This window comes from Catellatospora sp. NPDC049609 (assembly GCF_040675365.1).
Taxonomy (GTDB): Bacteria; Actinomycetota; Actinomycetes; order Mycobacteriales; family Micromonosporaceae; genus Catellatospora.
Map to the genome: position 1 here is coordinate 1 of NZ_JBFAOU010000236.1, position 10,437 is coordinate 10,437.

12 protein-coding genes and 1 tRNA gene are annotated in these 10,437 nt (G+C 68.6%); 11 read left to right on the forward strand and 2 right to left on the reverse strand.

The window, feature by feature from the left end; genetic code table 11:
* Positions 1-486: 486 nt before the first annotated feature.
* The 11 genes from AB0J67_RS36265 (at position 487) to AB0J67_RS36315 (ending at position 9,530) form a co-directional block, all read left to right on the forward strand.
* Positions 487-1,377 carry a helix-turn-helix transcriptional regulator gene (locus AB0J67_RS36265; RefSeq protein ID WP_363489494.1) on the forward strand — a complete coding sequence of 297 codons (891 nt, stop codon included), beginning with the start codon at positions 487-489 and terminating at the stop codon, positions 1,375-1,377.
* A gap of 10 nt (positions 1,378-1,387) precedes the next feature.
* Entirely contained in the window at positions 1,388-1,591 is a 204-nt protein-coding gene (locus AB0J67_RS36270; protein ID WP_363489496.1) for a DUF397 domain-containing protein, read from the forward strand.
* A 98-nt stretch (positions 1,592-1,689) separates the two neighbouring features.
* Positions 1,690-2,865, forward strand: coding sequence for an MFS transporter (locus AB0J67_RS36275; RefSeq protein ID WP_363489498.1), 1,176 nt, complete (start codon positions 1,690-1,692; stop codon positions 2,863-2,865).
* Positions 2,866-2,990: 125 nt separating this feature from the next.
* Positions 2,991-3,416 carry a hypothetical protein gene (locus tag AB0J67_RS36280; RefSeq protein WP_363489500.1) on the forward strand — a complete coding sequence of 142 codons (426 nt, stop codon included), beginning with the start codon at positions 2,991-2,993 and terminating at the stop codon, positions 3,414-3,416.
* A gap of 261 nt (positions 3,417-3,677) precedes the next feature.
* Positions 3,678-3,917 carry a hypothetical protein gene (locus AB0J67_RS36285; protein WP_363489502.1) on the forward strand — a complete coding sequence of 80 codons (240 nt, stop codon included), beginning with the start codon at positions 3,678-3,680 and terminating at the stop codon, positions 3,915-3,917.
* Positions 3,917-5,326 carry an FtsK/SpoIIIE domain-containing protein gene (locus AB0J67_RS36290; RefSeq protein WP_363489504.1) on the forward strand — a complete coding sequence of 470 codons (1,410 nt, stop codon included), beginning with the start codon at positions 3,917-3,919 and terminating at the stop codon, positions 5,324-5,326. Before AB0J67_RS36285 ends, AB0J67_RS36290 begins: the two co-directional genes overlap by 1 nt.
* Positions 5,323-5,508 (forward strand): hypothetical protein, encoded by a 186-nt coding sequence (locus tag AB0J67_RS36295; RefSeq protein ID WP_363489506.1) that lies wholly within the window; start codon positions 5,323-5,325, stop codon positions 5,506-5,508. The genes AB0J67_RS36290 and AB0J67_RS36295 overlap by 4 nt, the downstream gene beginning before the upstream one ends.
* On the forward strand, positions 5,505-6,401 hold the full coding sequence (locus tag AB0J67_RS36300) for a hypothetical protein (RefSeq protein WP_363489508.1): 897 nt from the start codon (positions 5,505-5,507) through the stop codon (positions 6,399-6,401). The genes AB0J67_RS36295 and AB0J67_RS36300 overlap by 4 nt, the downstream gene beginning before the upstream one ends.
* 74 nt (positions 6,402-6,475) lie before the next feature.
* Positions 6,476-8,152: a replication initiator gene (locus AB0J67_RS36305; RefSeq protein ID WP_363489516.1), complete on the forward strand. Its 1,677-nt coding sequence runs from the start codon at positions 6,476-6,478 to the stop codon at positions 8,150-8,152.
* A gap of 11 nt (positions 8,153-8,163) precedes the next feature.
* A complete protein-coding gene (locus AB0J67_RS36310) occupies positions 8,164-8,367 on the forward strand; it encodes an excisionase family DNA-binding protein (protein ID WP_363489510.1) in 204 nt (67 codons plus the stop codon).
* Entirely contained in the window at positions 8,367-9,530 is a 1,164-nt protein-coding gene (locus tag AB0J67_RS36315; RefSeq protein WP_363489512.1) for a site-specific integrase, read from the forward strand. Before AB0J67_RS36310 ends, AB0J67_RS36315 begins: the two co-directional genes overlap by 1 nt.
* A gap of 90 nt (positions 9,531-9,620) precedes the next feature.
* On the opposite strand, the gene AB0J67_RS36320 is transcribed toward AB0J67_RS36315, so the two are convergent.
* Positions 9,621-9,694: transfer RNA gene (locus AB0J67_RS36320), tRNA-Gly, on the reverse strand.
* 74 nt (positions 9,695-9,768) lie between these two features.
* Entirely contained in the window at positions 9,769-10,272 is a 504-nt protein-coding gene (locus AB0J67_RS36325; RefSeq protein ID WP_363489514.1) for a pyridoxamine 5'-phosphate oxidase family protein, read from the reverse strand.
* Positions 10,273-10,437 lie beyond the last annotated feature (165 nt).

Consider the following 10,437-nt stretch of genomic DNA (forward strand, 5'->3'; position numbering starts at 1 on the left):
TGCTTATCGACTTGTCCACAACATTCGATGATCAGGCGGTGGCCGCCCTCACGCATCCGGGCAGCTCAGAGCACGAACCGGCACTGCCGTACTAGTCACTTGACCTGAGGTAGTTGTTCAACCCTGTCCGTCCCCCGCATCACGGGGACGGACAGGGTCATTTTGGGCCTTTTGATATCTTGTTGGGTTGGTTGAGCCCTGTTCCGCGGCTTGTAGCCAATGCTCGGCCGGAGGCCGAGGCCCCGCGGGAGGAGGAGAGCCGCGCATGCTCTTGAGGTGGGGCTGGGCCGACGGCCGGCACCCCGGCCGGTTTACCCGTTCCGTCACGCATCAAGCGGAGCCTGACATCTGGAACCTGACATCGCCTCCGCTCCGGCACCTCGCCGCCGTACGACGCGGACTCCACGTCAGTGCATCGTGCGGTGCGTTCTGTCCCGGGCATGCCGCATACTGTCCTCCGATGCGCGCATCAAGGTGGTGGTTGTAGTGACGGCGAGGGTCACGGACACGCTTCGGCAGCTCGGGAGGGAGTTGATGACGCTCCGACGGGCTGCCGGCCTGTCGGGCCGGGCCGCGGCTGCCGCCTGTGGATGGAACCAGGCGAAGGTCAGCCGCATGGAGACTGGGGCTGTGCGGCCCACGGTCGCAGACGTTGACTTACTTCTTGATCTGTACCAGGCGTCGGATGGGCCGCGCGATCGAGTACACGAACTGGTGGCGGCGTCCCAGACGGTGGATCGCACGTGGCGCTCGTTGCACAAGGGCGGGATGCGTCACCGTCAGGAGGAGCTAGCTGCCCTGCTGGCCACGGCCTGCCGGGTGGTGCACTTTCAGCCATGCTGGATCCCGGGGCTGCTACAAACCGCGGAGTACGCGCGGTGTGTGCTGGAGCTGGCGGACTGGACCGGACAACGTGACTTGGACGCCGCGGTCGGGGCCCGACTGGCCCGGCAGAGAGTGCTGTTCGAACACGGTGCACCGGAGTACGACTTTGTCCTGCAGGAGGCAGCGTTGCGGTGGCGCCCGGCTGGCCCGTGGTCGATCTTGCTGGCGCAGCTTAGCCGTGTGGCCACCTTGGCGGAGCTGCCAAACATCACGCTGCGGGTTATCCCATGGACGGCCCCGATGACGGCTCTGGGTTCCCACTCCTTCGTGGCGTACCGATTCCGCGACCGTGGTGAGCCACCGCGGGTCCATATCGAGACCATCGGGGGTGAACTGACGATCACGGGCGAGGACGAGTGCAATCCGTACTGGGAGACTCATGCCCGGCTGTCGCAGGCAGCACTGTCTCCTGAGGATTCAACACGCTTCGTGAAAGATCTTGCGCGCTCCCTGCCGGTCAGCGAAGGTGTATCTGACACTCTCGCGAGATAAGGAGAAACTGGTGGGTACACCTGACTTCACGTCGGCAGCCTGGCGTAAGTCGATCCATTCCGAGGACGGTGGCTGTGTCGAGATTGCCACTGTCGAGGGACACATCGGTGTTCGGGACAGCAAGGCGAAGGGCGCTGGACCGATTCTGGTCTTCGACCAGCGTGAATGGATCGCGTTCGTCGCCGGCATCACGGACGGCAGCCTGCGGGCATAGTTCCAACGAAGCTGGAGGGGAGTACATCTCCAGCTGAGCGAGGAGAGGCGGATGCGGTGCCAACCACAATGGTGAGCACGCCCAGACCATCTAGGATCATGCAAGGAGCTGGACTGCTCTGGGGGGCTACCGGCATCAGTATGATTGGCGACGGCGCGTATGCGGCTGCAGCCCCTCTTCTCGCAACCACGTTAACGACGAACCCCCTCGCGATTTCGGCAGTTACCGCTGCTACCTTCGCCCCGTGGCTGCTAGTTGGTCCCTTCGCGGGAGCGTGGGTCGATCGACTGCCACGCAGACGGGTGATGATTGTCGCCGACCTGACCCGAGCAATGCTTCTGGCGCTGTTGGCCGCCGGGGTTCTGGCGGGAAGCATGAACGTTGCGGCAGTAGCAATCTGTGCCTTTCTCATCACGGCGGGCCAGACCTTTCACGGCGCGGCCGCTCAAGCGATCATCCCGCAGATCATCGGGCGAGACCCTGTTGCTCTGGCCCAGCTCAACGGGCGCATTTCCGCGACCGAGACGGCTGTGGGTGGTTTCGTCGGACCGCCGGCGGGTAGTGCTCTATTCGCCGTTAACCCGTGGGCACCGTTCGCTGTGGACGCAGCCAGCTTCGCAGCCTCGGCGCTCCTTCTTCGTGGAATTTCAGACGCTCCTGCACCTGCACACAATGGCGCCAAGGTGACGGCGTCGATCCGTGAGGGCATGGTCTGGCTCCTACGCCGGCGGGATCTCGTCGGCCTTGCTGCGTTGGTGTCAGTCAGTAATCTTGCCAGTAACATCGCATTTGGTGCGTTCGTCCTGTATGCCGTTCAAAGCCTGCAAGTGCCGCTGCCATGGTATGGGCTGCTTCTCGCTGCGCAGGCTGTCGGCGCGGTCATCGGTGGTTGGGCAGCTCCCAGACTTGCCAAACGGCTGAGCCCCCGACACGGCATGCTCGGTGCGTACATCCTGAAGGCTGCGGCGTTCCTCGGCCTTGCTCTCGTGCCATCTGTGTGGCTGGCGAGCGTGGCTCTCATGATCATCGGTGCGACATCCACTTTCGCTACCGTTGCGGTCATATCCGCGCGCCAAGCTCTCGTCCCGGACCATCTCCTGGGCCGCGTGGTCACGGCCTTCCGCGTTCTCGGCAATGGAACCGCCCCGATCGGGGCGCTCGTCGGCGGTGTGATCGCTACTGCGGCCAGTCTCAGTGCACCGCTTCTGATCGCCGCCGTCGTACAGGTGGCAGCGGTGGTTCTCGCCGCGCTGTGGCCGGACAAACCGAAATAATCTTCCTTTGTGGATCCCCGGCGCGATCGCCGGGGATTTTTTGTTCCCGAACTCCTTGGCTTGATGCGTACATCGTGATTATGATGCATGCATCAAAGTCTACATTGACCTGAGGAGGCCGTGAGGTGATTCCGCTTTCGATGCGGGTGCCGGTGGAGTCGGGGTACGTGTTCCCGGCTGGGGCGATGTGCCTGTCCGTGGAGCCGGCGAAGGACTTCAAGCTGCGTGGGCACGACGACGATCAGATGCGCGACGACAACGGTGTGCGGGTCTGGCACGTGAAGGTCCTGGACCTGGACCCGGAGGCGGGCAAGTTCGGCCGGTCGAAGGAGGTCCGGGTGAAGGTGTCCGCGCCGCATCAGCCGGTGCCGCCGTCGCCGGCGGTGCCGGGCTACCCGCCGCTGGTGGCGTTCGAGGGTCTGACGCTGACGCCGTGGGTGGATCAGCAGAAGTGCAAGGCGTCGGGTCAGTGCCGGGCGCAGCTGGCGTGGTCGCTGCGGGCGACGGGCATGGTCGCCGCGGTGGCGAGTCCTGCGATGGCGGGGCTCTGATCTCCGAACAGCACGCGGGCCGGGTTCACATCTTGGCGGAAGTACACCCGGCCCGCGTTCCCAATCCCATTGGTCCCCTTGGAAGGGGTGGGTTGTGGTGTCCATGCTAACCCGCACCAAGACCATCGCAACGGTCGCGATGGTCTGCTGGCTGTGCAACAAGTTCCCTGCTGAAGGCGGCTACACGCACTGCGGTCCGTGCGGCCGGAAGATCGCCGACACCGCGCACCGGCAGGCAGCGTCGGCTTGGCGGTGGTCGCAGTGAAGTCCCCAGTCCTGATCCGCAAGACCATCCGAGCCCTCGACGGCCACACGGCCCGGCTCCAGCGCCACGTGCGCGGCGGGCGCGTCCAGGTCCTGAAGCTCAAGTGCCGTTCCTGCGACCGGTGGGTCGCCCCGCACGACTGGAACCCGGCCACGGCGGTGTGTGAGGTCTGCACCCCGCACGTCATCTCCGCTGCCCGGCAGCGTGCCGGCCTTCGCTCGGGGGGTGGTCGGTGATGCCGCTGGTCAACGTCGTGCACGGCGACAAGCTCCCCACCGCACCCCTCAACCTGCGCGTGCCCGCCTGGCGCGTACCCGGCTGGGCCATGTTCGCCTGGTGGCTCGGTCGGGGCCTGGCCAAGCTGGTCGGGTTCCTGGTCCGCAACTGGCGCATCACCGCACCGGTCGCGGCAGTCGGCTACCTGCCGCACGAGTTCGGAGGGCTGGGCACCGCGGCCGTCGCGACGGTCACCGCCGCCGGGCTGGTCGGCTGGTGGCGGGCACACCCTGCCACGTTCTGGCGCTTCGCCGGGTTCCCCATGCTGGGCGCGTGGCGTCGGGTGCGGGTGTACCGGCGTGGCTGGCTGGCCGCCACGTCCACCACCGGCCTGGCGGTCACGGTCGGCGGGGAGCGCTACATCCCGCGCCTGGTGAAGGTCCGCTCCCACGACCACGGCGACGACGTCACCGTGCGCCTGATCGCAGGCCAGCACCCCGACGACTGGGCCAAGGTCGCCGCGCGGCTGGCGTACACGTTTAAGGCCCGCGCTGCCCGCGTCGTGGCCCACCCCAAGCGGCTGGATCGGGTGGTGTTGCAGTTCCGGCGGGTGGACTGGCTGCTGCGGGTCGTCGCGCCGTTCCCGGTGCCGGTCGTGGCGAACCTGGCCGCGCTGCCGGTGGCCAAGCGGGAGACCGGCGGGGTGTGGCACCTGCGCCTGACCGGCACCCACGTCCTGATCGCCGGGGCGACCGACTCCGGCAAGGGCTCGGTCCTGTGGTCGATCGTCTCCGCCCTGGCGGGCAGTGTCCGCGCCGGCCTGGTCCAGTTGTGGGCGTTCGACCCGAAGGGCGGCATGGAACTCGCGGCAGGTGCGCCGCTGTTCGCCCGGTTCGCCTACGAGGACGCCGACGCCATGGCCGGCGACCTCGAGGACGCGGTCAAGGTGCTGCGCCGTCGTGCTGCTGGCCTGCGTGGTCGGGCACGGCAGCACACCGCGACGGTGGGCGACCCGACGATCGTGATCCTGGTCGACGAGATCGCCGCGCTGACCGCCTACGTCGGTGACAAGAAGACCCGCGACCGGATCAAGGACGCCCTCAGCCTCCTGCTCAGCCAGGGCCGGGCGGTCGGTATCCACGTGGTTGGTGCGGTGCAGGACCCGCGCAAGGACGTCCTGCCGTTCCGTGACCTGTTCCCCACGCGGATCGCGCTGCGGCTGACCGAGCCGGAGCAGGTCGACCTGATCCTCGGCGACGGTGCCCGCGACCGGGGAGCGACCTGCGACCTGATCCCCGTCGCGCTGCCGGGGGTCGGGTTCGTGCGCCTGGACGGCACCCCGGAGCCGCACCGGGTCCGGTTCTGCTTCCACACCGACCGCCACCTCGATGACCTGGCCGCCGCCTACACCCCGGAGGCGGGCGCATGAACCCCGCCTCGCCCGTGCAGCTGCGGCTGATCGGCGACCGCACCGCCGTCGCCGCGACCCTGGCCGTCCTCGACACCGTGTTCACCCTCACCGACGTCTCCGAACCCGATACCGCCCGACGCGGCGTCCGGGTCTACGCCACTGTCACCCGCCGTACCCCACCGACCGGAGGAATACGATGACCGGCACCGCCATCCCCGGCACCACGGTGCCGGCGCGGACCAACACGAAAGGCCAGCGCTTCGAAGGCGCGGTCCTGGTACTGATCCTGCTCACCGTCGGCGGGTTCGCCGGAGCAGCGTCCTTCACCCACGTCCACGACTGGACCATGACCAACAGCCCCGACAACACCGGCGACTGGTTCGGCTGGGCCAACGCCGTCGTCTCCGAACTCGTCCCCATCGCCGCACTACTGGTCATGCGCAGAAGACGACGCACCGGCCAACCCGTCGCCTACCCGGCGTGCCTGCTCGTCGGCGCACTCATCCTGTCCGTCACCGCACAACTCGCCGTCGCCAAACCCGGCTTCTTCGGCGGCCTGGTCTCCGTCGTGCCCGCCCTCGCCTTCGCCGCCCTGGCCAAGCTGGTCCTGGGCAAGACCCCCGCCCCCGAGCCGGAGCCCGCGCCGGTGATCGTCCCGGACCGTCCCCACGATCGTCCCCAGCCCGTACCCGCGCCGCTCATCGCACCTGCGCCGGTGGCGGTGGCACCGTCCACGTGGGAGCGCCGGCCGATCCCGGTCGCGGCCGTCTCGACGCCGTCCCCGGCCGTCCCCGCTGACGAGGACGACGCCGAGGACACCGACCGCGTGGACCAGGTCGTCACCGCCGAACTGGTCACCCGCGCCCGGTCCGAAGCCGCCGCCTACCTCAAGGCCACCGGACGCCCGATCACCCGTGACGAGCTGCGGGCACGGCTGCGGGTCGCCAACAACACCGCCGGCGAACTCTTGCGCCACCTACGCACCACCACCCCGAACACGGCTCGGGGTGGGCTTGGCCCGCTGACCGTCGCCGCCCGGCCCGACACCGACCGGGCCGCGGTCAACGGCACCCAGGCGGTGGCGGCGCTGTGACCGCCCCAACGACCACCCCGCGCCCGGCCGAGGCAACTGCGCCTCGGCCGGGCTCCCGGGCCGCCCGGCTGCTCATGCCCCGCTCCGTCGACGTCGTCAAAGACATCGCCACCCAAGCCGGCGTCTGCACCCGCCCGCTCAGCCTGCGCCGCACCGACCTGGACACCGGCCAGACCACCACCATCGACATCCCCTGCGGCGCGACCCTGGAAGCCAAGTGCCCGGCCTGCGCTGTCAAGGCGCGCAAGTTGCGCCGCCAGCAGATCCGCGAGGGCTGGCACCGCGACGACGAACCATCACCCGGCCCCGACCCCGCCACCGACGACCAACGCGGCCTGGTCGTCGTGCGCGCGCACCTCGAATTCGACCGCGCCGCACTGTTCGCCGCCGACCTCGACCCCGAAACCCGCGCCGAACAGATCACCGCCGTCGACCAGGCCATCACCGACCTGGACGAAGAGATCATCGCCTCCGGGCTGCGCGGGCGACCGGCACCGCCGCACGGCGGGCTCGACGACTCCGGCGACCCCGTCGAAGGCTCCCGCCGCGTCCGGTCGACGAAACGGCGTCAAGACGCGCCTGACCTTCCCCGCCGCAAGGTCGAGCGGCGCACCGTTGGACGTACCTACGCCGGCCGTGACGGGCAGGTGTTCCGCCCGTCGCTGTTCCTGACCCTGACTCTGGACTCCTACGGCCGGGTCCTCGACGACGGCACGCCTGTCAATCCGGGCAGCTACGACTACCGGCGGGCGGCGTGGGACGCGGTGCACTTCCCGGCCCTGCTCGACCGGTTCTGGCAGAACCTGCGCCGCGCCGTCGGCTGGAACGTCCAATACGCCGGAGCCGTCGAACCCCAACGCCGCCTCGCCCCACACGCACACTTCGCCATCCGCGGCACCATCCCGCGGGACATGCTGCGCCAGGTCACCGCCGCTACCTACCACCAGGTGTGGTGGCCACCGCTGACCTACACCCACGACCCGAACCGGCCCCCGGTCTGGGATAAGAACGCCGGCGGCTTCACCGACCCCGACACCGGTACGCCGCTGCTCACGTGGGCTGAGGCCATGGACCAGGTCGACGCCGACGAAGACGCCGAACCGGTCCACGTGGCCCGCTTCGGAGTGCAGATGAAAGCAGAAGGCGTCCTCGCCGGGAGCAAGGACTCGAACCGGTGCCTTGGCTACATCACCAAGTACCTGACCAAACAGGCCGCCGACTGCCACGTCACCACCACCGACCGCCAGCGCGCCCACCTCGACCGGCTGTGGCAGGAGCTGCGGTTCACGCCGTGCTCGCAGCGGTGCCCGAACTGGCTGCTGCACGGCGTCCAGCCCACCAACCCCAAGCCGCACCAGCGGCCCGGCCAGTGCAAAGGCAAGGTCCACAAGCCCGACACCCTCGGCATGGGCGGCCGGCGCGTCCTCATCTCCCGGCAGTGGTCGGGCAAGACCCTGGCCGACCACCGCGCCGACAACCGCGACTGGGTCAAACAAGTCCTCGGCGTCACCACCGACACCGACCACGCCGGCCAACCCATTACCGACGGCACCCCCAGCGCATCCCGTTTCGCGTGGGAGCTGGCCCGCCCGACAGACCCCGACATCGCACCACTCGGGCATCGGCTCCTGCGCGCGATCAGCGAACGCCTGCAATGGCGCAACGAGATCGACCGCGCCCTACGGGCCGGACCACCACCAGAAGTTTCGGCAACTGACAGCAGAAGAGGCAGCGGGGAGGCACACCACTGATGGAGCGCATGATGACGATCGAGGAAGCGGCGACGCGGATGTCGATGAGCGTGCGGTACGTGCGCAGACTCGTCGCAGATCGGCGTATCCCGTTCCACAAGTTCGGGCGCAGCGTGCGGCTGGCGGAGACGGACGTGTCGGCGTTCATCTCCGCTGGCCGTGTCGACCGGCTCTCGTCGGCTGACGCGTGGTCGTCGCTCCAGGCGGTGGCGTGATGGCAGACAAGCGCCGCCGGTTCGGCAGCATCCGCAAGCGGGAGTCTGGGCGCTACCAGGTCCGCTATCCCGGCCCGGATGGCCTGCTGCGTTCCGCGCCGGACACCTTCGTCAGGAAGAGCGACGCGGAGCGGTTCCTGACGATGATCGAGGCGCAGATGATGCGTGGCGAGTGGGTCGACCCCGTGCGCACCGAGATCCGGCTCAAGGACTACGCGGAGCGGTGGATCACGCAGCGACCGAACCTGCGACCGCGCACCGTGGCGCTGTACCGCTGGACTCTGACCAAGCACATCACGCCGTACCTGGGTGGGGTGCCGCTCGGCAAGCTCTCCACGGCGCTGGTCCGAGAGTGGCGGGCCAACCTGCTGACAGACGGTGTCTCCGTCAGCGGCGCGGCCAAGGCGTACCGGCTGCTGCGGGCTGTGCTCATGACGGCGGTCAACGAGGACGAGCTGCTGCGTAAGAACCCGTGCCGCATCTCGGGGGCTGACCAGGAGAGGGCGGCGGAACGGCCGACGCTGACTCTGCACGAGGTCTTCGCCCTGGTCGACGAGATGCCCGACCGTTATCGGGCGCTGGTGCTGGTGGCGGCCTTTGGGTGTCTGCGCTGGGGCGAGGTCGCGGCGTTGCAGCGCAAGGATGTGGACCTGGAGGCGGGCGTCGTTCGGGTTCGGCAATCGCTGGTCGAGGTCCGTGGTGAGCCGCTGACGGTTGGGCCTCCGAAGTCTCGCGCTGGTAGACGGCAGGTGACGCTTCCGCCGGCCATCGTTTCGGCAGTGGCGGATCACCTGGCCGCGTATGTCGTCGACGACCCGGAGGCGTTCGTGTTCACCGGGTCGACCGGGCGGCTGATCTGGCGCGGCAACTTCAACCAGCTGGTGTCGTGGTCTGACGCGGTGACGAAGATCGGGCGGCGGGGTCTGCACTTTCATGACCTGCGGCATACCGGCAACACGCTGGCGGCCTCGACCGGCGCGAGTCTGCGCGATCTCATGGCGCGCATGGGTCACGACAGCCCCGCCGCGGCGCTGATCTACCAGCACGCGACGAGTCAGTCGGACCGGGCGATCGCCGACGCTCTCGGTGCCGCCATAGATAAGGCCCGGCCGCGACAGGACCCGGACGACGGTGCGGCCGGCGTGGGAGCCGTGGTGAGTTAGTGGCCCGTGGATGGCCCACTAGATCATCGCGGACGCTGGAGTAAATGAAAGCCCAGGCTCGGAATCGCTTCCGACCTGGGCTTTTCTTCGTGGAGCGGGTGAAGGGAATCGAACCCTCACTGTCAGCTTGGGAAGCTGATGTTCTGCCATTGAACTACACCCGCGAGCGGCACCACTGTACCTGACGTTGCCAGGCGCGTGCACGTAGGTAACCGCCGCAATCCGCCACCTTCCCGCCTTACGCCGCCACTAGCTGGAGAAACGGCTGGCGCGGCCGGCGGTCGGCCGCCGGCTCGCGCCTGCTGGCGGGGTCGCGCCAGGTCATCGGGTACGCCCCCGGCTCGTGCCGGTGCAGCAGCGCCGACTCGACGGTGAGCTCGTAGAGCCGCCAGTCCACGGTCGGCGCGGCTCGGTGCAGCCGGACCAGGCGGTCGACGACGGCGACGCTGGTGACCGGCACGGCACGGCCGCTGACGTACGCCTCGACGTCGGTGTCCTCGGCGGGGAAGGCGTGCAGCGCGTAGCGGCCGTCGCGTTCGAGATCGCGCCGCTTGGGCGAGTCGATCACGAAGAGGTAGAGCCCGTCGTCGGCGACGATGGGGGAGACGGGGTGCACCCGCGGCCCGCCGTCGGCCCGTACGGTCGCCAGGTAGCCCATGCCCGGCCCGTACTGGTGCAGCAGGGCGCGGATCGACGAGGCCAGCCACGGGGTGGCGGCGGCGAATGCGGTCCAGGTTGCCATGCACCGGACTTTATCGAACACCTGTTCGAGGCGCTATCGAGACACGCGGACGGATCCACCTTCGGGTGATCGGAGGATGCTCTTATGGATGTCAAGCCGCTGAGGCTTGGCATCCATAAGGGTGTTCAGCGGTGATGATCTGGTAGATCTCGCGGGCCAGGTAGC

Coding starts and splice junctions, on each gene's coding strand:
- AB0J67_RS36275 (WP_363489498.1), top strand. CDS start 1,690: ATGCAAGGAGCTGGACTGCTCTGGGGGGCTACCGGCATCAGTATGATT.
- AB0J67_RS36290 (WP_363489504.1), top strand. CDS start 3,917: ATGCCGCTGGTCAACGTCGTGCACGGCGACAAGCTCCCCACCGCACCC.
- AB0J67_RS36295 (WP_363489506.1), top strand. CDS start 5,323: ATGAACCCCGCCTCGCCCGTGCAGCTGCGGCTGATCGGCGACCGCACC.
- AB0J67_RS36300 (WP_363489508.1), top strand. CDS start 5,505: ATGACCGGCACCGCCATCCCCGGCACCACGGTGCCGGCGCGGACCAAC.
- AB0J67_RS36305 (WP_363489516.1), top strand. CDS start 6,476: ATGCCCCGCTCCGTCGACGTCGTCAAAGACATCGCCACCCAAGCCGGC.
- AB0J67_RS36310 (WP_363489510.1), top strand. CDS start 8,164: ATGACGATCGAGGAAGCGGCGACGCGGATGTCGATGAGCGTGCGGTAC.
- AB0J67_RS36315 (WP_363489512.1), top strand. CDS start 8,367: ATGGCAGACAAGCGCCGCCGGTTCGGCAGCATCCGCAAGCGGGAGTCT.
- AB0J67_RS36325 (WP_363489514.1), bottom strand. CDS start 10,272: ATGGCAACCTGGACCGCATTCGCCGCCGCCACCCCGTGGCTGGCCTCG.